A 24300-nucleotide genomic window follows, 5' to 3' on the forward strand; every position below is an offset into this window, starting at 1 on the left:
CATTCGCGATCATCATCCGAATCGCTACCGCACATCGGTACCTTCTCCAATATTTCCCGTCAATCCACAAATTCCTCGACGATAACTTCACGCAACATGTGCGTCCTTTGTGGGACTACGGCCCGCAAGGCCTCGCGGGCCTCCGCGTCAGCCTGTCCCAGCATATGAATATGGCAATTAAGAGACATCTTCTAGCAAGACTACGATTTGCTTGGCCACCGGGATGTATTTTTGCTAAATTAGTAACCAAAGTAGCAAAACAAAGTTCTGCAAATGTAGTTTTACTTCAAACGAGGAGACACCGCCCCACGAGCGGCCTCGGACCAGAGCGCAGCCCGTCCGGCCCACCAAGCCAGCAGCCCGCCCTCGCGCGTTCCGATGGATCTCCCTGATACCGATTCCCGCCCGGGCGATGCTCTCGCGCCCGGGCGCTATTAGCAGTAGTGGCATCACACTTGACAGGGTAAATGGAGGAGAAGATGAAGAAAGTTATGCTCGCCGCAGCGCTCATGTCGGCTGGCGTCATCGCTCACGCGCAAAGCAGCGTGACGTTGTACGGCCGTATCGATGCAGGTCTCGAGTACATGTCGGGCATCCCCAACGCCACCGGCGGCGGTTCGAGCTCGCGTTTCCGCGCGGAAAGCGGTGACTGGGGCACGAGCCTGTGGGGCATGAAGGGCGTGGAGGACATCGGCGGCGGCAACCAAGTCGTGTTCAAGTTGGAAAACGGCTTCAACGCGATGACCGGCGGCCTGCAGAGCACTCTCTTCAATCGTTGGGCGACGGTCGGCCTGTCCAATGAGAACTACGGCACGTTCACGATGGGCCGTATGCTCTACATCTCGAACGGCGTGTGGGACTTCGATCCGTTCGGTCAATCGAGCTGGTCGTCGGCATCGCTCGTGCGTGGCCGCAACTGGCCGCAGTCGAGCAATAACGTTGCGTATCAATCGCCGAAGTGGAACGGCTTCGACTTCTACGGTCAGTACTCGCTGTCGAACGACACGAACTGGAACGGCAACAACGCAGCGGGCCAAGGTCGTGAAGACGGCCTGCAACTGACGTACACGAACACGCTGTTCCAAGTGCGCGGCATTTACGACGAAATCCGCAACCCTGCAAACGGCACGCTCAACGGCACCGACGGCGCATTCTCGTACTCGCGCGAGTACACGGCCGCCGCGAACGTGTTCCTCGGTCAATTCAAGCTGCAGGGCGCATACCAAGCGATCCGTACGTCGGGCGCCAAGGGTCTGGGCATCGGCACGCCGTCGTCGCTCGATCACGAATGGGGCGGTGTCGTGTGGCAAGCCACGCCTGCTCTGGCAGCGATCGGCGCGGTGTATCACGTCAACGGCAACAACGGTGCCGGCAACGCGACGATGTATACGATCGGCGGCTCGTACAACCTGTCCAAGCGCACGCTGCTCGACATCCAAATCGCATCGGTCCACAACAGCAAGAACGCCAACTTCAGCTTGGAAGCGAACGGTGTCTCGAACCCGGACAACCCGCTGGCCGGTCACAGCCAATCGGGCGTCTACGCCGGCATTCAGCACTCGTTCTAAGCGAGCGGCGTAGCCTAAAAGAACAGACTTAATCGAGTTTTACAGTTTCAAGTTTCACGCTGCTGCGAGAGGCGCGTATCGGTGCGGTGTCCCGTCAGGGCATCGCACCGTTTTTTTTGTGTCTTCGTTTTTGTGTTGTGCTGTTTTGTTTGGCGCCGTTGTGCCGGCTTGTGCCGTTGTACCGGCGCACAGCGGCGCGGTCGGTGCGGCTACCCGCAGATCCTCGCGCAAACCGAGGCGAGCGAACGCCATCCGCACGCGCGGCGGCCGCCCCTGCTCGTCGACGTCACGTTACGGCACGGCTCATCAAAGAGCCTCGCCCGTCAAACCGCCGCTTCGTTTTCCTCGCCCGTACGGATCCGGATCACGCGCTCGACTTCGGTAACGAAGATCTTGCCGTCGCCGATCTTGCCCGTGCGCGCCGCGCCGATGATCGCGTCGATGACCTGATCGCATTGCGCCGCCGCAACGACCACCTCGATCTTCACCTTCGGCAGGAAATCGACGACGTATTCGGCGCCGCGATACAGCTCGGTATGCCCCTTCTGACGGCCGAAGCCCTTGACCTCGGTGACGGTCAGCCCCGTCAGGCCGACCTCGGCCAGCGCTTCACGGACTTCGTCGAGCTTGAACGGTTTGATGATGGCGGTGATGCGTTTCATGATGGTGCCTCGTAGGAGTCCGACAGACAGGTATAGATGCGAACGATTGGATCGATTCTACCCCGCGGAGCCGACGGCCCCGCGGCGCCGCAGGTTCATTGAATCGGTTCGGTGAAGCGCGAGGTGATCGGATAGCGCCAGTCGCGCCCGAACGCGCGATGCGTGACGCGGATGCCGATCGGCGCCTGGCGCCGCTTGTATTCGTTGAGCTTGATCAGGCGCGTGACGCGCGCGACGTCTTCGCGCGCATAGCCGGCCGCGACGATCTCGGCCAGCGACTTGTCCTCTTCCATGTACATGCGCATGATCGCGTCGAGCACTTCGTAAGGGGGCAGGCTGTCCTGGTCGGTTTGGTTCTCGCGCAACTCCGCCGACGGCGCGCGCGTGAGAATCCGCTCGGGAATCACGTCGCGCTTGGCGAACGACGCCGCACCGTTGCGGTAGCGGCACAGCCGATAGACGAGCGTCTTGGCGATATCTTTGATGACGGCGAAGCCGCCCGCCATGTCGCCGTAGAGCGTGCAATAGCCGACCGCCATCTCGCTCTTGTTGCCCGTCGTCAGCACGAGCGAGCCGAATTTGTTCGAGAGCGCCATCAACAGCGTGCCGCGAATGCGCGCCTGGATGTTCTCCTCGGTCGCGTCCTCGGGCAAGCCTTCGAACTCGTTCGAGAGCGCGCCGCGAAACGCATCCATCATCGGCGCGATCGCGATTTCGTCGTAGCGCACGCCGACGCGCCGCGCCATCTCGGCGGCATCGGACGTGGAGATATCGGCCGTATAGCGCGACGGCATCATCACCGCGCGTACGCGCTCCGCACCGAGCGCATCGCAGGCAACCGCGAGCACGAGCGCCGAATCGACGCCGCCCGAGAGCCCGATGATCGCGCCGGGAAAACCGTTCTTGCCGATGTAGTCGCGCACGCCGAGCACGAGCGCAGCATAGACTTGCGCTTCGAGCGATTCCGCCGCGGCCACTTCCGCGGCGAGCGGACGGCCGTCTTCGAATTCGACGATCGCGTGGCCCTCGACGAACTGCGGCATCCGCGCAACCATCCGGCCTTGCCCGTCGAGCACGAACGAGCCGCCGTCGAAGATCAGTTCGTCCTGCCCGCCCACGAGGTTCACGTAGGCGACGGGCAGGCTCGTTTCCGCGACGCGGGAGCGCACGATGTCGACCCGCGTCGCGTCCTTGTTCATATGGAACGGGGAGCCGTTCGGGATCAGCAGCACCTGCGCGCCCGCCGCTTTCGCGAGTTGCGCGGCCGAAGCGTGCCACGCGTCTTCGCAAATGATGACCCCGTACTTCACGCCGTCGAGCGAGAAAACGAACGGCGTAATGGCCGATGCGAAATAGCGCTTTTCGTCGAACACCTCGGTGTTCGGCAAATCCTGCTTCATGTAGGTGCCGGCGATCTTGCCGTCGACGATCAGCGAAGCCGCGTTGTAGGTATCGACGGGCGCCGCCCCGCGCTCGATCGGCCGGTTTGCATTACCATGACCGCTCGCCGCATCGGCGCTGCGGTGCGGATGGCCGACGAGTACGTGAAGCCCGGCGAGCGGCTGCAGCTGCCGCGCCAGTTCGGCGAGCGCCGCGGCACTCGCCGCATAGAACGCCGGGCGAAGCAGCAAATCTTCGGGCGGATAGCCCGAAAGCGAGAGCTCGGGCGTGATCACGAGTTTGGCGCCGTCGCGGTGCGCGGCGCGCGCACAATCGACGATCTTCGCCATGTTGCCGGCGAAATCGCCGACGGTAACGTTGATTTGAGCTAAAGCGATACGGGTCTTCATAGCAGTGAGCGGCAAGCGGCCGGTACGGCCGGATGACTCGGCGGAACGAACAACGGGCGAGCGGCAAGGCATAGGCGTCGCGTCGTCCCGAAGAACACGGTTAGAGAGTTGAAACAGGAACGCATCGATTATCGCATGGGGCTTCTCGACTCGCCGCACGACGTCGACGCGCGCGAGTGGAACACGCTCGTCGCGCGCCAGGATCAGCCGACGCCGTTTCTGCGCCACGAGTTCTTGAGCGCGCTGACGAGCACCCAGTGCGCGACCGACGAAACGGGCTGGGGGCCGCGCTTCGTCACGCTCGTCGAGCCCAGAACCGGCGCGCTGGCCGCCGCGGCGCCGCTTTACGTGAAGAACCACTCCTACGGCGAATACGTCTTCGACTGGGCTTGGGCCGATGCCTATCAGCGCAACGGCCTCAACTACTACCCGAAGCTCGTCTGCGCCCTGCCGTTCACACCCGTGCAGGGCACGCGTCTGATCGCCGTCGACGATGCCGCGCGGCGGCAACTCGCTGCTACGTTAATTGCGCTCGCCGAGCAATCGGATGTCTCGTCGCTGCACGTGCTGTTTCCGACCGAACAAGACGCCAGCACGCTCAGTGAACTCGGCATGATGCGGCGCGAAGCGATCCAGTTTCACTGGCTCAACGACGGCTATCGCGACTTCGACGCGTTTCTTTCGACGCTGGAACAGAAGAAGCGCAAGAATATTCGCGCCGAGCGGCGCAAGGTACGCGAGGCCGGCGTCACGTTCCGGCGCGTGCGCGGCGAGGACGCGAGCGATGCCGATTGGCGGTTCTTCAGCCGCTGTTATCGGCAAACGTACCGCGAGCATTTTTCATCGCCCTATCTGAATCTCGATTTTTTCCGCGCGATCGGACAATCGATGCCGGAGAACCTGCTGCTCGTCGTCGCCGAGCGCGCGGGGCGGCCGATCGCGAGTTCGCTGCTCGTCTATCAGCGCGACGACAAAACGGGCGGGACGCTATACGGCCGCTACTGGGGCGCGCTCGAACACGTGCCGTGCCTGCACTTCGAGACGGCCTACTATCAGCCCCTCGAGTTCTGCATCGAGGAGAAGCTCGCCGTATTCGAGGGAGGCGCCCAAGGCGAGCACAAGATGGCGCGCGGCTTCATGCCGACGGTCACGCATTCGGCGCATTGGCTCGCGCACCCGGCGTTTTCCGATGCCGTCGCGCGCTTTCTCGACAACGAAGCGAATCAGATCCACGCGCATGTCGACGAATTGCGCGAGCACGATCCCTTCAGAAAACGCGTTTAGCGCTCGTCGGCGCGCCCGCGGACCGGCACGAAGGATCGATTCGAAGATGACCTGGTTTCTCTACCTGATCGAATGCGAGGACGGCAGCGTCTATACGGGCATCGCCACCGATGTCCAGGCGCGCTACGCCAAACATGTGTCCGGCAAGGGTGCGCGCTACACACGCTCGCGCAAGCCCGTCGCGCTGCTTGCGTGGTTCGAACTCGCCGACCGTTCGAGTGCGTCGCGCGCCGAATATCGGGTCAAGCAGCTCTCGCCGGCCGACAAGCGTGCGCTTGCGGCCGGCACGCGCACGCTGGCGTCGGTGCTGACGCTGACTTCCTGACTTACTTCTTGAAGTTCGCGACGCCTTCGGTGATTTCCTTGTGGGCCGCGTCGATGCCAGCCCAGCCTTCGACCTTCACCCACTTGCCCTTCTCGAGCGCCTTGTATTGCTCGAAGAAATGCTTGATCTGATCTTTGAGGTAGCCGGGCACGTCGTCGATCGACTTCATGTGCGCCGTCATCGGGCACAGCTTGTCGTGCGGCACGGCGACGAGCTTCGCGTCGACGCCCGATTCGTCGGTCATCTGCAGCATGCCGAGCGCGCGCGAACGCACGACGCAGCCCGGGATCAGCGGGAACGGCGTGATGACGAGCACGTCGACGGGATCGCCGTCGCCCGAGAGCGTCTGCGGAACGTAGCCGTAGTTCACCGGGTAGCGCATGCCCGTGCCGATGAAACGATCGACGACGAGCAGGCCCAGTTCCTTGTCCGCCTCGTACTTGACCGGGTCGCTTTGCGCCGGGATTTCGATGACGACGTTGAAGTCTTGCGGAAGATCCTTGCCCGCGGGGACGTGATTGAAGCTCATAGCGTTCTCTTGAGGTCTTGAGGAAATGGAAAGGGGAAACGGGAAATCGCCTGGCTCGCGCCGCCGGATGCGGCAGCGGTGCATGGATGCTCGGACAACGCTCCGCAATGGGCGAGCGCGCGGCAAGCAGCCGGCAAGAAGCATTGCCCGCCATTATAGCCGAGCGACGGACACCACTTTACGTAGAGATAGCGCCATAATCGCCCCTGGTAACGTTTCGACTGACGGTTCTGACTCAAAAACGAGGGGCCTGGCATGGAAGAAGCGAAGCATTTCATCGGCGGTAGCTGGGCGGCGCCGGCCGGCGGAGAGTCGATCGATATGATCGATCCGTCCGACGGTCAGCCCTTCACCCGCATCGCGCGCGGCAACGCCGCCGACATCGCAACGGCCGTCGCCGCGGCCCGCGCTGCTTATGACGGTGCGTGGGGACAAATGAGCGCAGCCGAGCGCGGGCGCGTCATGGCCGGGCTTTCGATGCTCGTGGCGGCCCGCGGCGACGAACTCGGCCGGCTCGAGGCGCGAGACACCGGCAAGCCGCTGCGCGAGGCGCGCGCCGATGCCGCGGCCCTCGCCCGCTACTTCGAGTTCTACGCCGGCGCGTGCGACAAGCTGCACGGCGCGACGCTGCCCTACCAGTCGGGCTACATGGTGATGACCGTGCGCGAACCGCACGGCGTCACGGGCCACATCGTGCCGTGGAACTATCCGATGCAGATCTTCGGGCGCAGTGTCGGCGCCGCGCTCGCCGCCGGCAACGCCTGCGTCGTCAAACCCTCCGAGGACGCCTGCCTGTCGTTGCTGCGCGTGGCCGAACTGGCGGCCGAAGCCGGCTTGCCCGCCGGTGCGCTCAATATCGTCACCGGCTACGGCACGGAAGCCGGCGCCGCGCTCGCGCGCCACCCCGGCATCGATCACGTTTCGTTCACGGGCTCGCCGAGCGTGGGCACGCTCGTCTCCCAATTGGCGGCCGAACACCACGCGCCCGTCACACTCGAACTCGGCGGCAAATCGCCGCAAATCGTCTTCGCCGATGCCGATCTCGATGCCGCCTTGCCGACGCTCATGGCCGCCATCGTGCAAAACGCCGGCCAAACATGCTCGGCCGGCAGCCGCGTGCTGATCGAGCGAGGCGTCTACGCGCCGCTCGTCGAGCGGCTCGCCGCCGCATTCAGGGCGCTGAAAGTCGGCCCGAGCACGAGCGATCTCGACTGCGGCCCGCTCATCAACGCGAAGCAGCACGGACGCGTTGCGCAATTCGTCGCCGACGCCGAACGCGACGGCATCCGCCTCGCGGCTCAGGGCGAGATCGTGGCCGGCGCGCCGCGGGACGGGTTCTATCAACCGCCGACGTTGTTCGTCGACGTGCCCTCCGAGCATCGCATCGCCCAGGAAGAAATCTTCGGGCCCGTGCTCGCCGCGCTGCCTTTCGACGATGAGCAGGAAGCCTTGGCGCTCGCGAACGGCACGCGCTACGGGCTCGTCGCCGGCGTGTGGACGCGGGACGGCGCGCGTCAATTGCGCCTCGCGCGAGGCCTGCGCGCGGGCCAAGTCTTCGTCAACAACTACGGCGCGGGCGGCGGCGTCGAATTGCCGTTCGGCGGCACGGGACGATCGGGCCACGGGCGCGAGAAGGGGTTCGAAGCGCTGTACGGTTTTACGACGCTCAAGACGATCGCCATTCGGCACGGTTAAGGCACCCGCAGGCTCACCGGGTAGCGGCATGGGCGGCCGGAGGGCGATGACGCCGGCCTCGCAAGGACGAAACTCAGCGGAACGCATCGACATCGCTAAAGGCCCACGAGGCCAGGAGGAGGACACCATGCGGTTGCAAGGCAAAACGGCTATCGTCACGGGCGCCGGCTCGGGCTTCGGCGAAGGCATCGCCAAGACGTTCGCCCGCGAAGGCGCGAGTGTCGTCGTCAATGATTTAAACGGCGCCGCCGCCGAGCGTGTCGCGAGCGAAATCGCATTGGCCGGCGGACGTGCGATCTCGGTCACGGGCGACGTCACCCGGATCGACGACTGGCATGCGCTGCGGCAGGCCGCGATCGACGACTTCGGCACGGTGCAAATCGTCGTCAACAATGCCGGCACCACGCATCGCAACAAGCCTGTCGTCGAAGTGACCGAAGCCGAGTTCGACCGCGTCTACGCCGTCAACGTCAAAAGCATCTACTGGAGCGTGCAGACGTTCGTGCCGTACTTCCGCGAGCAAGGCGGCGGCGTGTTCGTCAACATCGCCTCGACCGCCGCCGTGCGGCCGCGCCCGGGCCTCGTTTGGTACAACGGCAGCAAGGGCGCCGTGGTCGTCGCGAGCCGCGCGCTCGCCGCCGAGCTCGGACCCGACCGCATCCGCGTGAACTGCGTGAACCCCGTCATCGGTGCAACGGGGCTGCTGACCGAGTTCATGGGCTGCGAAGACACCCCCGAAAACCGCCGGCGCTTTCTCGCCGGCATCCCGCTAGGCCGCTTCTCGACGCCGGACGACGTCGCGAATGCCGCGCTCTATCTCGCCTCCGACGACGCGGCGTTCATCACCGGCGTCAGTCTCGAGGTCGACGGCGGGCGCTGCGTCTGACTTCACCCCACTATCACAACGAAGAGGAGACAACGAAGATGGCTAGTCCCAACCCCATCGATCCGCTCGCGATGCCCGGCGCCGGTGCCGGCGCGGCGTCCGCAAGCTTTGAAGCCGCCACCTACCGCAAAGTCTCGTGGCGGCTCCTGCCGCTCTTGCTCATCTGCTATCTCGTCGCCTACCTCGATCGCGTCAATGTCGGCTTCGCCAAGCTGCAGATGGCTCAAGCGCTCCATCTGAGCGATGCGGTCTACGGCCTCGGCGCGGGGATCTTCTTTCTCGGCTACTTCCTGTTCGAGATTCCGAGCAACCTGATCCTCCATCGCGTCGGCGCGCGGCTCTGGGTCGCGCGGATCATGGTGTCGTGGGGCGTGATCTCGATCCTGACCATGTTCGTCACGACGCCGGCCATGTTCTATACGATGCGCTTTTTGCTCGGGCTCGCCGAAGCCGGCTTCTTCCCCGGCATCATCCTTTATCTGACCTACTGGTACCCGGCGCATCGGCGCGGGCGCATGACGACCTGGTTCATGACGGCGGTGGCGCTGTCAGGCGTCATCGGCGGCCCCGTCTCGGGCTACATCCTGAAGACCTTCGACGGCACCAACGGCTGGCAGGGCTGGCAGTGGCTGTTCTTGCTCGAAGGGTTGCCCTCGGTGCTGGCCGGCGTGCTCGTCTTCTTCCTGCTCGACGATCGGATCTCGAAGGCGAGCTGGCTCAGCACGGAGGAAAAGCAACTGCTCGAACGCAACATCGGCGCCGAGGACGCCGGCAAGGAAGACATGCCGCTCGGCACGGTACTTTCGAGCGGGCGCGTCTGGCTCATGAGCGCCATTTATCTGTCGTTCGTGATGGGCCTGTACGGCGTGAGCTTCTGGCTGCCGACGATCATCAAGGCAACGGGCGTGAAAGACCCGTTCCAGATCGGCTTGCTGGCGGCTATTCCGTTCGCGGCCGCCGTCGTGGCGATGCTCGTCGTCGCGCGCAGCGCCGACAAATACCGCGAACGACGCTGGCACGTCGCCATCCCGGGCCTCGCCGGAGCGCTCGGGCTCGTGCTGTCGGTCGGCTGGGCGCACAACACGACGTTGGCGATGGCCGCGCTCACGCTCGCCACGGCCGGCATCATCACCGCGCTGCCGCTGTTCTGGAGCCTGCCGACGGCTTTCCTGGCGGGCGCCGGCGCGGCGGCCGGCATCGCCATGGTCAACTCGATCGGCAACCTCGCCGGCTTTTTGAGCCCTTATGCGGTGGGGTGGCTCAAGCAGACGACGGGCGCGAACGACACCGGCATGTACATGCTCGCCGCCTTCATGGTGCTCGGCGCCGTGCTCGCGCTCAGCGTGCCGGCGCGGCTCGTCGACAAGTAGGCACCGAGCAAAGCAGACAGACTCCTCTTCGCCGCCGGAGCGCGGTTTTCGCCCGATGCCGCGAATCGGCGGCATGGCCGCGAGTAGGCTGCGATCGTACCCACGATCTCGGCTCAGAGGAGTCATGCGACATGCCCGGAATCAATAGAACGCCCCATACCCATTCGCCTTCACCGGAGCGCGTCGGCAACGAAACGCCGACGCGCAGCCCGGATGCGTCCAGCGGCGGCAGATCTTCCGGCGGGCGCAGGCGGAGTTCCTTTTTCAATGCTTTGACACGCCCGTTCAGGGGAGCGAGCTCGTCGGCGGAAGGCACCGGCACGGACAGACAGCAAGAACAGGCACCGCCGCCGTCCAGATCGCCGGCCGCGCCGCCCCGGGCAGCGGCTGCGCTGCTCGAAAGATCGCCGGCGCTATCCCGAGGCCAAGGGGAAGAAGTGATGGCGCGGATAGACGCGTCCCGGGCTCAACCACAGCCCCGGGCAACGGGGCGCTCGTCGCAGCGCACCGCCACGCCACCTCCCCGGACCTTGGCACAAAGCCGTGCAGCGGGCAGCACCCCGCCAAGTCCGGCCACGCTGCGCGCCACGCCGTTGCCGGCGCAACGTGGGTCCGCGGCGCACGCCAGCGACATCGTTCGGCAACTCGAGAATGCCGGTGCCGATCTTGCCGAGGTCCATCAAACGATCGCCAACATCATGGCGGGCCGCAGGATACGTCTTCATACGAGCACGAACCGTATCTTGAGCGAGCACTTTCCCAATATGCTGGCGGTGGGAATCGACGAGAACGATCCGCTTGCCATTGCGCTGCGCGACGCCCTTGGCCAGCGTGCGCCTGCCCCGGCCCCACCCCGCGCGGCAGCCGCGCCATCGAGCCCGCCCGTGCAGCCTCGGCTTCGGGCAACGGGTGGCTCCTCGTCGCGCACTCCCACACCACCGCCTCGCAGGGCCGGGACGAGCACGCCGGCACTCCAGCGCCAAGCGTCCCGAGCCAACGAACGGCCGAGCGGTGAGTTGCTGGGGCGGCTAGCGGACTCGGGCATCAGTACGCGCCGGCTGCACCGCGCACTCCGGTCATACTTGGTGGATCTGCTGCCCTTGCCCCCCGATATCCTGAGCGCCCTAAACCGCGCCGGAATCGAAACTCACATCCCGGAACATATTGCGATCGTTAGCCATCCTTTGTTCGACCTGAACAGAGAGCTCAATGCGCAAGCGAGCGCTCGAGCGCAAGCCTCATCTTCCGGCGCACAGGCAAGCGGCGCCGCGACCCGGGATGCGATCGTATTGCCCGAGAGAGACGATTCGGAAAGCAATCTGCACTATGCATGGCGAGTGCGTAGCCAAAACCCCGGGATCTCGCTACGAGACATTGCGAACGCTGTGGTTCGCGGCCGCGGTGGACGTGCGGGAGACGTGATGACCGACCTCCGTACGCAACTCGATGCCTATGAGGCAGTCAACGCAAAGTTCAGCGGATTGCGTCCGATTTCGAGAGCCTATGCCGAGGAACATATGCAGTTCAAGGATGCGGCCATCTACAACCAGGACGACGAGGGGCCCTTCAGCAAGGATCTTGCGACCGCGTGCATGTTCGGAGAGGATCTGTCATTGAGCAATCCGAATCAGCGCGTGATCGGATTGGCTACGGTTCGGTCGAGCCGTGAGCAAGCGTTCGACCCGGACGTCAACAAGGAAATCGTGTTCATGGACATGAACAAGCTGGCGGAATTCCTCGTCAACAATCCGAAACATCCGCACAACAACCAGCCGCTCAATGTCAACAACATCGCCGACTACGCTTTTAAGATTTCGTGACATCAGCGACCTCGGAGCGCATTCCCTAAACGCGCTCCGAGACATCCGGGGCAGCTACACGATCTTCATCGCCAGCGCACTCGCGCGATAATGCTCGGCCGCGCGCTCGGTATCGCCGAGCTGTTCGAACAACCGCGCGAGCGCGCGGTGCGTACGAATGACGAGCGCATCGTTATCCTCGGCTAGCCGCAGCGCCGATTCGAGAAACGATTGCGCCTTGCCCCATAGCTGCTGGTGCAGGCACAGACGCCCGAGCGTGAACATCAAATCCGGATCCTCCGGGCGTTCCTTGCGCCACGCTTCGGCCTTCTGAATCAACGGCAGCGCATCGTCCTGCGCCGTATCCGGGTACCGGCGCAACAGCCGCGCGTCCCAGTTGTGGGCCAGCGCTTCCTCGACGATCTTGCGCGCTTCCTGATGCCGGTTCAGCGCGATCAGCAGCTCGGCGGCCAAATCGGCCAGACGCGGCGATTGGCGCTCGGCCGGCGCCAGCGAATTCCATAGCGCGAGCAGCGCGTCGGGATCGTGGCGACGATCGCGCAGCAGGCTTTCCGCCGCTTGCTGGCGCAGACGCACGGCGACGGCCGGGTGCAGTGCTTCGCGCTTTTCGAGCGTCTTGACGAGCTTGAGCACCTCGGCCCAGTTCTTCAGCTGCTGCTGCGCGCGCAGGGCGATCTGCTGCGCGTGGATGCGCCGCGTGCCTTGCGCCTGCATCTCCGTCAGCGCGTTCAGGGCGCCGTCCGGGTCGCGGCCGTCGGCCCGCATATCGGCACTGGCCATCAACCGCGCATCCTGCCAGTCGGGCGCGTCGATCGCGCCGAGCCATTCGTCGCGGCGCACGTACTCGCGCATCCGATGCGCGGCCACCGCGGCGACGAGCCCCGCCGCGCCCTTGTTCGATTCGAGCGACAACGCTTCGCGGGCCGCCTTCTCGGCGCGCGAAAACCGCCCCGCGTAGAGATTGCCGATCGCTTCGCGCAAGGCGTTGTGCGCTTTCGTCTCTTTCGCGCGCACGCGGTAGCGGGCCACGCGCTGCGGCATCGTCCAGACATTGCGCACGATTCGGATCACCGCATACAGGGCGATGAACACCGCGATCACGCCCACCACGGCTAGATTGAGCGAAACGTCGATGCGATACGGCGGATAGACGATCAGCACCTGGCCGGCGTCGAAGTGGCCGACCGTGGCCAACACGACCGCGAGCACGAAGAGCAGCGCGAGCCACAAGAGTCCCTTGAGCGCCATCGTCAGCCTCGGCTCTTGTAGTTGTGCACGGCCTGCAGACTCGTGTTCAAGTTCGGCACTTCGACCGTCGCCGCGCCTTGCGACACGTCCTTGATCAACGCACGCACCGTTTGCGTCCGCTTGGATGCGCCGTCGAAATAGCGTGCGAGCGCCGCGTCGGCCGCGTTCAAGTCCGATTCGAGCGTGGCCTGATTGCGCGACAGCAATCCCAAGCGCGCCGACAGCAGCCGCAGCTTCACGTTGTCGCGGATGAACTCGCCCTGCTGCGGCGAGTTGAGCATCGCATCGGCGTTATCGAGCCGGCGCACTTGGACCAGGCTCTTCAGTTCGTTGCCGGCCGCGGCCGAGAACACCCGCCACCAGTGCACGACGCGCGATTCGCCGGCGACGGCGGCACTCGCCGAGACGGGCGCGGAAGCACCGGATGGGGCCGCATGCCCGCTCGGCGCCTCGCCGAGCAGCGGCAGCGTGTCGACCTGGCCAATGGCATCGTCGAGCTTGATGGCGAGCCCGGTCAGATCGGTCGACGGTGCGGTCTTGAGCTTGTCGATGTCCTGCGCGATCGCGCGCCGCACGACGAGCGCCTGCGGATTCGACGAGGCGGCCAGGCGCGTGTCGGCGCTCTGCAGCGCGAACAGCGCAAGCTGCGTGTTGCCCGTGAGCTGCAGTTGCTCGCTCGCGCTGGAGAGCATCTGCTCGACTTCGGCGAGCGTCCAGTCGTCGCGATTGCTCGCGAGATCCTGGTACTGCTGCTGCAAGGCCTGCTGCGCCGTCTGCGCATCGGAAAGCTTGCCTTGCAACTGCTGCAGTTCGACGTCGGCCTGATGCGCCGTCGCCACGGCCTGCTCGGTCTTCACGCGCAAGTCGGCCGCCTGCGAGTCGAGCGCCCGCTGCCGCGCGGCGAGCCGGGTATCGATCTGATCGAGCTTGCGGTTGAACGCGTACGCGGCAATACCCGTCGCCAAGGCCAGCAAGATGACGAAGAGCCAGACCCAACCGCCGCCGCGGCGGCGCGGGGGGTCGTAGACCGGCGGCATCGGCGGCGGAAACGGCGGGTTGACTGCCGGATGGAACGGGGCGGAAGACGATTCTTGGTTCGTATCAGTCATGCGCGGATGCGTCGAGGAAGAGGCTTGAGCCATGGCGGCCCCGGCCGGTTGTTCGAATGAGGCGCGAGACGATGCCGATAAAGCGCGCAAGGCCGCGAGGATGCGCGCATCGCCGGGGCCGGATGCCGTAATCGTATCAAAACCTGCAGCGCGCGCCGTTTCGGCGATACGCGGGTGCGGCGCGACGAGCGGCGCGTGCAGCAGCGCCTCGCGCTCTGCCGCGTCGAGCGATGCACGGGCAAGCGCGTCGAGATTGCGCACGCCCTCCGAACTCGTGACCAGCCATGCATGCGGCGCGCCGCGAAGCAACGCCCGCAGGCGAGCCCAGGCGTCGGCGGACGGCTCGGGCACCCTCCTTCGATACGCGCAGACGGCTTCGACCTGCGCGCCCGCCTCGCTCAGGCGATCGGCCAGCCATTCGCGGCCGCCGTCGCCACGCACGATCAGCACGGGCCGGCCGCTCAACGCGGCCAGGCCGAGCCGCTCCGACAGCGCGGCGAACAGCGCCTCGGAGTCGAACCGGGTGCCGGCGTCGCCGTTGGTGCCGTTGGTGCCGTGATTGCCCTCGCCCGCCGCGGCGGACGCATCCGCGCCGGCGGGCGCGATGACCCGATGGGTCGGCGAGGCGATGCCACGCCTCGCCAATTCCGCGACACTCCCGGGGCCGACCACGCCGATCGGGACCGTCGTGGGCCAGACGAAACCGGGGACGGCGCCAAGCGCGCGTTCGATCGCGTTCGGCGAAACGAAGACGGCGAGCGCATAGCGCTCGATCGACGCGAACGCCGCGCGCAGCGGGCCATCGTCGGCCGCGGCCGCGATTTCGATCAGCGGGAAGTCGAATACGTCGATGCCGTCGCGCTCGAGCGCGGCGGCAAGGGCTAACGACTGCCCGGCCGGGCGCGTGAGCACGGCCGCGAATCGCCCGGCACCGGCGCGTTCGCTTGGAGACTGGCCGTCGGGCTCGACGCTCGCCATCGATTCGCGCGGGCGGATCAGGCCGCCGGCTCGGCGCCGCGCGCGGCCGCGAGTTCGGCCACGACGTCGAGCGCGCCTTGCGCCACGAGCGAGCGCGCCACTTGATCGCCGAGCGCGACCGCGTCGGCCACGCTGGCTACCGCCGCCGAGGCTTCGGCCACCGCGGGGCGGCTGCCGTCGGGCATCGACACGCGGCTCGCGAGATGCATCCGGTCGCCCTGCCAGTTCGCATGCGCGGCGAGCGGCACCTCGCAACTGCCGCCGAGCGCTCGCGAAACGGCGCGCTCGGCCTCGACGGCCAATCGCGTCGGCTCATGCTTGAGCGGAGCAAGCCAGGCTTCGAGATCGGGCCGGCCGGCACGGATCTCGATACCGAGCGCCCCTTGGCCCGCGGCGGGCAGGCTGTCGTCGACGTCGAGCAGCGCGCGGATGCGGGAAGCCAGCCCGAGACGCTTCAACCCGGCGGCGGCAAGAATGATCGCCGCGTAATCGCCGCGATCGAGCTTGCCGAGCCGCGTATCGAGATTGCCGCGCAGCGGCTGCACGACCAGATGCGGATAGCGCGCGCGCAAGATCGACTCGCGCCGTAGACTCGATGTGCCGACGACGCTGCCCGCGGGCAGCGCGGCAAGCGAATCGTAATCGTTCGACACGAACGCATCGCGCGGATCCTCGCGCTCCATCACGGCGGCGAGCTCGAACCCTTCGGGCAGCGACATCGGCACGTCCTTGAGCGAATGCACCGCCAAATCGGCCCGGCCGTCGGCCAGCGCATTCTCGAGTTCCTTGACGAACAGGCCCTTGCCGCCGACCTTCGACAGCGTCCGATCGAGGATTTGATCGCCTCGCGTCGTCATTCCTAGAATACGGACGTCGCAAGATGGATATAATTTCCGCAGCGCATCACGCACGAACTCCGCCTGCCACATAGCGAGACGACTCTCGCGGGAGGCAATGACGAGTTCGGTAGGCGGTGCGGCTGAAAGCGTCTCGGAATTCATGAGTCAACACTTGGAATGACGGGATCGAACATCGAGAAATGGTAGCACGCACGCCTTGCCCCATTTTTCGCGCTTGCCGGCGGCACCCCTCGCGCTAATCGAGCGCGCCCCGGCATCCGGCGCGATCGCCACGAGCGCTTCGCCGACGGAAAACGAAGCGCAAGCCGGCATCTTTGCAGTCGTTTGGTCAGTTTTGTGTAGCTGTCAGCAGTAGCCCCCCTTTCACCTGGCTTCACTGAGGAACCCACCGTGACGTCTTCCGGATCGGCGCGCACCGCCCGCCGCAACGATGCATCGCCTCGCTCGTCCAAAAAACAATCCGCCGCGCTAGCCGGCGCGTCCCCCGCGGCCAGCGCCAGCGCCCGCGCCACCGGCGCCGCGCCGGCCAAAACGGCCGCCCGCGGCCGCGAGGACAAAGATCAGCCTCTGTTCCAGGACATCCGCTACCTCGGGCGCCTGCTCGGCGACGTGGTACGCGAGCAGGAAGGCGATGCCGTCTTCGACGTCGTCGAGACGATTCGCCAAAACGCCGTGAAATTCCGGCGCGAGGACGACACGAGCGCCGCGCAATCGCTCGAAAAGCAGCTGCGCAGGCTCACGCCCGAGCAGAGCGTCAGCGTCGTACGCGCGTTCAGCTTCTTCTCGCACCTGGCCAACATTGCCGAGGATCGCCATCACAACCGGCGCCGCCGCATCCATGCCCTGGCAGGCTCGGCGCCGCAGGCCGGCACGATCGCCTATGCGCTCGGCCGCCTCGCGCTCGGCGGCAACCTCGACACCGCGACGCTCAAGCGCTTTTTCGACGACGCACTGATCGTGCCCGTGCTGACCGCTCACCCCACGGAAGTGCAGCGCAAGAGCATTCTCGACGCGCAGCACGACATCGCGCGCCTGCTGGCCGAACGCGATCAGCCGCTGACGGAGCGCGAGCGCGCCTACAACGAAACGATGCTGCGCGCACGCGTGACGACGCTCTGGCAAACGCGGATGCTGCGCGACTCGCGCCTGACCGTCGCCGATGAAATCGAGAACGCGCTGTCGTACTACCGCGCCACGTTCCTGAGCGAGCTGCCGGCGCTCTACGACGACATCGAAACCGCGCTCGCGGAGCATACCGGCGAGCCCGTGCACGTGGCCCCGTTCTTTCAGATGGGCAGCTGGATCGGCGGCGACCGCGACGGCAATCCGAACGTCACCGCCGCCACCCTCGAACACGCCATCACGCGCCAAGCCACCGTCATCTTCGAACACTACCTCGAGCAAGTGCATGCGCTCGGCGCCGAGCTGTCGGTCTCGAATCTGCTGGCAGGCGCGAGCGAGGCGCTGCAGACGCTCGCCTCGGCCTCGCCCGATCAATCGCCGCACCGCGTCGGCGAGCCCTATCGCCGTGCCCTGATCGGCGTCTACGCGCGGCTCGCCGCGACCGCCCGCACGCTGCTCGGAGAAGGCACCGCGCATACGCGCAGCGGCGTGCACCGCGACGCCGCCCCCTATGCCGACGCGCAGGCGTTCGCGAACGATCTGAACGTGCTCGTCGATTCGCTGGCGTCGCATCACGGCGCCTCGCTCGCCACGCCGCGCCTCGCGCCGCTCGCGCGCGCCGCGCAGGTGTTCGGCTTCCATCTGGCCTCGATCGATCTGCGCCAAAGCTCGGACATCCATGAAGCCGTGATTACCGAGCTTCTCGCGCGCGCCGGCGTGGAGCCCGATTACGCGTCGCTTTCGGAAGAGGACAAGCTGCGCGTGCTGCTCGCCGAACTCGCGCAGCCGCGGCTCTTGCGCTCGCCGTACATCGAGTACTCGCCGCTCGTGCAAAGCGAGCTCGCCGTGCTCGAAACGGCCCGGGTCACGCGCGAGCGCTTCGGCGCGCGCGCCGTGCGCAACTACATCATTTCGCACACGGAGACGGTCAGCGACCTCGTCGAAGTCCTGCTCCTGCAAAAGGAAACGGGGCTGCTCGAAGGCACGCTCGGCAGCGGCCACGCCGCGCACGCGAAGAACGCGCTGATGGTGATTCCGCTGTTCGAAACGATCGCGGACTTGCGCAACGCCCCCGTCATCATGCGGGAGTACTTCGCGCTGCCCGGCGTCGAGACGCTGCTCGCGCATCAGGGCGGCGAGCAGGAAGTGATGCTCGGCTACTCCGACAGCAACAAGGACGGCGGCTTCCTCACGTCGAACTGGGAGTTGTATCGCGCCGAGCTCGCGCTCGTCGCGCTGTTCCGCGAACGCGACATCACGCTGCGCCTGTTCCATGGCCGGGGCGGCACGGTCGGCCGCGGCGGCGGCCCGACCTACCAGGCGATTCTGTCGCAGCCGCCCGGGACGGTGAACGGCCAGATCCGCTTGACGGAACAAGGCGAAATCATCGCGAGCAAGTTCAGCAATGCCGAAATCGGCCGGCGCAACCTCGAGACGGTCGTCGCGGCCACGCTCGAGGCCTCGCTCGTGCCGCAGGGCAATACGCCGGCCAACCTGGCCGCGTTCGAAGAGACGATGAGCGCGCTGTCGAATGCCGCAATGGCGGCCTATCGCTCGCTCGTCTACGAGACCCCGGGCTTCACCGATTACTTTTTCTCGTCCACACCGATCTCGGAAATCGCCGAGTTGAACATCGGCAGCCGGCCGGCGTCGCGCAAGCTGCAAGATCCGAAGAATCGCCGCATCGAGGATTTGCGCGCGATCCCCTGGGGCTTTTCGTGGGGGCAGTGCCGTCTGCTGCTGACGGGCTGGTACGGATTCGGCAGCGCCGTCGCCGCGCATCTGGAAAGCGCGGCGAACGATGCCGAGCGCACGCGACGGCTCTCGACACTGCGCAAGATGTACAAGACCTGGCCGTTCTTCTCGACGCTGCTGTCGAACATGGACATGGTGCTCTCGAAGACGGACCTCGCCGTCGCGTCGCGTTACGCCCAGCTCGTCGAAGACAAGAAGTTGCGCAAGAAGGTGTTCGACCGCATCGTCGCGGAATGGGAGCGTACGTCGCAAACGCTGGCGGAAATCACGGGCAAGAACGAACGCCTGGCGGACAACCCGCTGCTCGCGCGCTCGATCAAGAACCGCTTCCCGTATCTCGATCCGCTCAATCACTTGCAGGTCGAACTGCTCAAGCGCCACCGCGCAGGCGATTCGAACACGCGTGTGAGGCGCGGTATTCACTTGACGATCAACGGCATCGCCGCCGGCCTGCGCAACACAGGCTGATTGCGGGCCGCGCCGAGACCGAAGCCGCCGCTCGCGCGGCTTCGCAACAACGAAGGCCGTCGCGAATGCGGCGGCTTTTTGTAATTGCATACATAACTAATTAAACATCGAACGGCGGGAGCCAATCCCCTCTTAAGTGTTTACCCCGCATCCGGCGGCTCAAGTTTCCCCAGGTTTCGGCCGATAAAAAAATTAGAACGTCCGGTTTGCCGTTCCTACCTAATATGTCGCTTGTTCGCTATGCGGTCGATTCGAGTCGTGCGGGTGCGCCAATCCGTGCCTGCTCCGTGGCTCTTGGCTTCGAGCCTTCGCAACAGGGGGTAATCCGGTAAGGGGTACCTGCCCACCATGAACAAGGTTTCGCGTCTATTGCGATCACGATCGCCGTTTAAAATCCCGCGCCCATTGCGTACGAATCACGCGGTGGCGCTCGGATTGATTTTCGCCTTGTGGATCGCACTCGCGGCGTTTTCGACTTGGGACGCGAAAACCGAATTGACGAACGAGCGGCTGCAAGCCGATACGCTGGCCGATGCGCTTGCCGCCCATACCTCGCGCGTCATGCGCGAAGCCGATCAAGTGGCTTCGGTCGTCGCGTGGCTGGTGCGCCGGGACGGTATCGCGCCGCCGCTCGACGATTACGTCCACTCGGGCTTGCTCGATCTCGACGTGTTCACCCGGGTTGCCGTCATCGACAAGCACGGCATGGTGCGTGCGTCGACGAACCCCGATTTCGAATTGACCAGCCTCGCCGGCAGCGACGACTTTCGCGTCCATATCGACGATCCGAGCACGCGGATCGTCATCGGCCGCCCGCCGATCGGCCTCGCGCCCGATCAGGCATCGATCGAACTCTCGCGCCGTATCGACGATCCGCAGGGGCGCTTTCTCGGCGTCGTCCTGATCTCCATGCCGCCCGCCTACCTCACCGATCTCTACGATGCGCTGCATGCAGGCCAGGGCGGACTCGTGTCGGTCATCGGCGCCGACGACTATGCCATTCGCGCCCGCCGCAGCGGCGAGCGCGAGGACGTGGACGGGCGCACCCTGCCGCGCGGCGCCCCGCTGCGCATCGCGCTCGCGAAAAGCCCGCGCGGCCACTTCGATGCGATCAACTGGGTCGACGCCGTCCGGCGCACGATCAGCTATGAAACGCTGCCCGAATATCGGCTCGTCGTGCTGGTGGGCATCTCGAACGGCGATTACCTATCGGCGTTCCGGTTGCGCGCGCTTGCGCTGTTCATCGCGGGGCTCGTCCTGACGGCGTTGATTCTCGCCGCCGAAGCGCACCATCGGCGGCTGTTCCGGCGCCTGCAAGCCGCATCGGAACGCGAACGCGAAGCGCACGAACGCAAAATCGTGGAAGCCAGGCGTGCCGATGCCTTGTTCAAGGCGATTCCCGACTGCGCCCTCGGCTTGTCGGCCGACGGCCAAATCGACGGCTACAATCCGCGCCTCTTGGAACTGCTCGGCTGGCAGCGTGAAGACGTCTCGACCGCGACGCCGATCCAAGTCGCCCACGCGTTTTTCCGCGACGACCGCGGCGACGACCGCGACCACAAAACGGAGCAGTTCGCGGCCATGCTCGCGGGTACGGCGGTTGGCCGTTCGGCCAGCGCGGTGTTCCATCTCGAGACGCCCTTCGCGAGCGTCTATGAAATGCGGGTGGAGCGGCGCGGCGCCGATTCCAGCGGCGTAGTCGCGCTGATCCGCGACGTGAGCCGCGAGCATGCGAACGAGCAGGCGCTGATGCAAAGCGAGGCGCGCTACCGCCAATTGATCGAACTCTCGCCGTACGCCGTGTTCCTCATTCAGGAATTCACGATCGCGTTCGCCAATCCCAAGGCGCTCGAAATGCTCGGCGCCTACTCGGCGGCGCAGATACGCGGGCTGTCGATCGCGGAGTTCGTCCATGCGGGACACCGCGAAGTGATCGAGGAGCGCATCGGACGCCTGCTGCGCCGCTATACGGCCGCGCCGGCGCGCGAGGCGAAGTGGCTGCGGCTCGACGGCAGCGCCTTCATCGGCGAAATGACGGCCGTGCCCTACGAACTCGACGGCGTGCGCGGCGCGCTCGTCATGCTGCAGGACGTCACGAGCCGCAAGGAAGCCGAGGCGCAGCGCGAGCAAGCCCGCGCCGAGGCCGAGGCGGCCTCGCGCGCGAAGAGCGCGTTCCTCGCCACGATGAGTCATGAGATCCGCACGCCGATGAACGGCGTCATCGGCATGATCGAGGTGCTCTCGCAAACGCCGCTGTCGCCCGATCAGGGGGACATGGTCACGACGGTCCGCGAATCGGCGAACGCGCTGCTCACACTGATCGACGACATCCTCGATTTCTCGAAGATCGAGGCGGGACGGCTCCATATCGAACGCGTGCCCCTGTCGATCACCCACCTCGTAGACGGACTGTGCCACTCGCTGACGCCCGTGGCCGAGCGTGCCGGCGTCAAGCTCGCGAAATCGCTTTCGCCCGATCTGCCCAAGGTCGTGCTGTCCGACGATACGCGGCTGCGGCAGGTCCTTTACAACTTGGTCGGCAACGCGATCAAGTTCTCGGGCGGACGCCCGGACAAGCCCGGCGTCGTCGGCGTGAGCGTCGATGCGTCGCCGCATCCCTCGGGCCCGGGCCAGATGCAGATCCACTTCAAGATCAGCGACAACGGCATCGGCATGTCCGCCGACACGCTGCCGAAACTGTTCAAGCCGTTCACCCAAGCCGAGGCGTCGACGACGCGCCGCTTCGGCGGCACCGGTCTCGGGCTGGCGATCTGCCGGCGCCTGTGCGAACTGATGGGCGGCGACGTGACGGCGCAAAGCGAGCCCGGCTCCGGCTCGACGTTCACCGTAAGCCTGCCGTTCGAAATCGGCGAGCCGGAGGACGACGTTCACCGCGCCCTCTCGCCCGCGAATGCCGGGGCGCGCGGCATGCAGCGCATAGGCGGGGCCGGCCCCGCGCCGTCGATCGCGCAGGCCCGCGAACTCGGGCGTCTGATTCTCGTCGCCGAAGACGATGCGATCAATCAGAAGGTGATCCTGCGTCAGCTCGGACTGCTCGGCCACGCCGCCGAGATCGCCGCCGATGGGCGCGAGGCGCTCGCGCTGTGGCGAGCCAATCGCTACGCCTTGTTGCTGACCGATCTGCACATGCCCGAGATGGACGGCTATGAACTCGTCGAGACGATACGGCGCGAAGAGCCCGCGGGCACGCGATTGCCGATCGTCGCGCTGACGGCGAACGCCGTGCAGGGCGAAGCGGCTCGGGCCAAGGCGGTCGGCATGGACGGCTATCTGACCAAGCCGCTGCAGCTCGCGCGCCTGCAAGCGGTGCTCGATTCGCATTTCCCGATGCGCGAAGCCCCGGCCGTCCCCGCGGCGCCCCCCGCCCGGGAGGCGCCGCCTCGGCACGCCCAGGCCGTCGACGTCGATGTGCTCAAAGGCATCGTCGGCGACGATCCCGAGATCGTGCGAGAGCTGCTCTCCGACTATCAGCAGTCGGTCGGCCGGCTCGCCGCGGAATTGCGCGCGCATTGCGACGCCGGCCGCGGACGGGAAGCCGGCGCGATCGCGCACAAGCTCAAATCGTCGTCGCGCTCGGTCGGTGCGCTCACGCTCGGCGATCTGTGCGCGGAACTCGAAAATGCCGGCAAAGCCGGCGACCTCGCTCTGCTGGCCAATTGGGCCAAGCAGTTCGATGCCGCGTTGGCGGCCGTCGAGCAAGCGCTCGACCGGCTGCTCGCCGTGGAATCGAAGTGACCAAAGAAACGAGCGTTTGTTCAGCCCCTAGGACGGATCAATCATGACGGAACTCAACGATCTGACTCCCAAGCGCGCGGCGGTCCTCGTCGCCAGCCAATCGGTAGCCGATGCGGAACTCGTCGGCAAGCTGCTGCAAGACGAATTCCACAATGTGCGGCTATCGACGAAACCCGATTTCGCCGTGGAGGACTTCGAGCAGCACCGGCCCTCCGTGCTCGTGCTCGCGTTCGATACGCTGGAGGCGGCGCAGCGCTATTACATCGGACTTTACCGGCTCAGCACGGTCGTGCACGAGACGCGCCATCGCGTCGTCGTGCTTTGCAACAAGCACGACGTATGGACCGTCTACGACTTGTGCAGCTTGGGGCACTTCGACGATTACGTGCTGTTCTGGCCGGCAACGAACGATGCGCCGCGCATCCGCATGTCCGTGCACCAAGCGCTGCGCATCATGACCGCCCAGGAGCAAGCGGGCGATGTCACGCCGCGCGCGGCGCCCATCGGGGTCAGCGCGCCGAAGCCGCCGCATCCGGCACCGGCCGAAACCGCCCCGGATGCGGCAGCGGCCGAGGCCGCGGCGCGCGCGGCGAAGCCTGCGCCGGGCGTTCCGCAAGCACAGCCGGCGGCGGCTCAAACCGCGCCGGGCGTCGCACCGCAGCGCCTGGCCGTGCTCATCGTCGAGGACGACGGGTTTCAACAAAAACTGATCGGCCGCCTGATGAACGGGCTCGATATCGATGTGCTCTTCGCCGACACCGGCGCGCGAGCACTCGAGCAGATGTGGGAACACAAGCCCGACCTCGTCCTCATGGACGTCGGACTGCCCGACACGAACGGCGTCGAAGCAACGCGCAAGATCAAGTCGATCGGCCAGTTCGGGCATGTGCCGATCCTCATGGTGACGGGCCATAGCGAGCGCAACATCGTGGTCGAAAGCCTGAAGGCCGGCGCCGCCGATTTTCTCGTCAAGCCGTTCGACAAGAACACGCTGCACGAAAAGCTGCGCCAATTCCTGCCGGCCTTGGCGACGTCTTGAACGCGCGTCGCGGGGCAAGGCAACGTACCGATCGGC

16 protein-coding genes are annotated in these 24300 nt (G+C 65.8%); 10 read left to right on the top strand and 6 right to left on the bottom strand.

From position 1 onward, the window contains the following. Positions 1-479: 479 nt before the first annotated feature. Positions 480-1568: a porin gene (locus DWV00_RS23495; protein ID WP_115536078.1), complete on the top strand. Its 1089-nt coding sequence runs from the start codon at positions 480-482 to the stop codon at positions 1566-1568. A 323-nt stretch (positions 1569-1891) separates the two neighbouring features. Here the strand turns inward: DWV00_RS23495 and DWV00_RS23500 are convergent, their stop codons facing one another. After that, positions 1892-2230, bottom strand: a complete 339-nt coding sequence (locus DWV00_RS23500; protein WP_102649078.1) for a P-II family nitrogen regulator — start codon at positions 2228-2230, stop codon at positions 1892-1894. Positions 2231-2325: 95 nt separating this feature from the next. Further along, positions 2326-4020: an NAD+ synthase gene (locus tag DWV00_RS23505; protein WP_115536007.1), complete on the bottom strand. Its 1695-nt coding sequence runs from the start codon at positions 4018-4020 to the stop codon at positions 2326-2328. A gap of 108 nt (positions 4021-4128) precedes the next feature. Here DWV00_RS23505 and DWV00_RS23510 point away from each other — a divergent pair, with 108 nt between their 5' ends. Continuing rightward, complete coding sequence (locus DWV00_RS23510) at positions 4129-5304, top strand: GNAT family N-acetyltransferase (protein ID WP_181885568.1); 1176 nt, start codon at positions 4129-4131, stop codon at positions 5302-5304. A 46-nt stretch (positions 5305-5350) separates the two neighbouring features. Beyond that, a complete protein-coding gene (locus tag DWV00_RS23515; RefSeq protein WP_115536009.1) occupies positions 5351-5629 on the top strand; it encodes a GIY-YIG nuclease family protein in 279 nt (92 codons plus the stop codon). Position 5630: 1 nt separating this feature from the next. Here the strand turns inward: DWV00_RS23515 and ppa are convergent, their stop codons facing one another. Further along, positions 5631-6158 (bottom strand): inorganic diphosphatase, encoded by a 528-nt coding sequence (gene ppa / locus DWV00_RS23520; RefSeq protein WP_115536010.1) that lies wholly within the window; start codon positions 6156-6158, stop codon positions 5631-5633. 255 nt (positions 6159-6413) lie between these two features. On the opposite strand from ppa, the gene DWV00_RS23525 reads away from it, so the two are divergent. From DWV00_RS23525 to DWV00_RS23540, 4 genes are all read left to right on the top strand, one after another. Further along, on the top strand, positions 6414-7853 hold the full coding sequence (locus tag DWV00_RS23525) for an aldehyde dehydrogenase family protein (protein WP_115536011.1): 1440 nt from the start codon (positions 6414-6416) through the stop codon (positions 7851-7853). Positions 7854-7980: 127 nt separating this feature from the next. After that, positions 7981-8739: an SDR family oxidoreductase gene (locus DWV00_RS23530; protein WP_115536012.1), complete on the top strand. Its 759-nt coding sequence runs from the start codon at positions 7981-7983 to the stop codon at positions 8737-8739. A gap of 38 nt (positions 8740-8777) precedes the next feature. Further along, complete coding sequence (locus tag DWV00_RS23535) at positions 8778-10109, top strand: MFS transporter (protein WP_115536013.1); 1332 nt, start codon at positions 8778-8780, stop codon at positions 10107-10109. Between the two features lie 764 nt (positions 10110-10873). Further along, positions 10874-11929: a hypothetical protein gene (locus tag DWV00_RS23540; protein ID WP_245965006.1), complete on the top strand. Its 1056-nt coding sequence runs from the start codon at positions 10874-10876 to the stop codon at positions 11927-11929. A 54-nt stretch (positions 11930-11983) separates the two neighbouring features. Here the strand turns inward: DWV00_RS23540 and DWV00_RS23545 are convergent, their stop codons facing one another. The 3 genes from DWV00_RS23545 to hemC are packed head-to-tail and all read right to left on the bottom strand — an operon-like array spanning position 11984 to position 16265. Further along, positions 11984-13177, bottom strand: coding sequence for a heme biosynthesis protein HemY (locus tag DWV00_RS23545; protein WP_115536015.1), 1194 nt, complete (start codon positions 13175-13177; stop codon positions 11984-11986). Between the two features lie 2 nt (positions 13178-13179). Beyond that, positions 13180-15264 carry a fused uroporphyrinogen-III synthase HemD/membrane protein HemX gene (gene hemDX / locus DWV00_RS23550; protein ID WP_115536016.1) on the bottom strand — a complete coding sequence of 695 codons (2085 nt, stop codon included), beginning with the start codon at positions 15262-15264 and terminating at the stop codon, positions 13180-13182. 17 nt (positions 15265-15281) lie between these two features. Further along, entirely contained in the window at positions 15282-16265 is a 984-nt protein-coding gene (gene hemC, locus DWV00_RS23555; protein ID WP_115536017.1) for a hydroxymethylbilane synthase, read from the bottom strand. A gap of 249 nt (positions 16266-16514) precedes the next feature. Between hemC and ppc the strand changes: the two genes are divergently transcribed. The 3 genes from ppc (at position 16515) to DWV00_RS23570 (ending at position 24264) form a co-directional block, all read left to right on the top strand. Then, positions 16515-19469, top strand: coding sequence for a phosphoenolpyruvate carboxylase (gene ppc, locus DWV00_RS23560; RefSeq protein ID WP_115536018.1), 2955 nt, complete (start codon positions 16515-16517; stop codon positions 19467-19469). A 423-nt stretch (positions 19470-19892) separates the two neighbouring features. Next, the gene (locus DWV00_RS23565; protein WP_147297966.1) at positions 19893-23225 is read left to right on the top strand and encodes an ATP-binding protein; all 3333 of its coding nucleotides are present in this window, start codon (positions 19893-19895) and stop codon (positions 23223-23225) included. 43 nt (positions 23226-23268) lie between these two features. Beyond that, positions 23269-24264, top strand: a complete 996-nt coding sequence (locus tag DWV00_RS23570) for a response regulator (protein ID WP_115536020.1) — start codon at positions 23269-23271, stop codon at positions 24262-24264. Positions 24265-24300: the final 36 nt, after the last annotated feature.

The organism is Trinickia dinghuensis (assembly GCF_003367175.1).
Lineage (GTDB): Bacteria > Pseudomonadota > Gammaproteobacteria > Burkholderiales > Burkholderiaceae > Trinickia > Trinickia dinghuensis.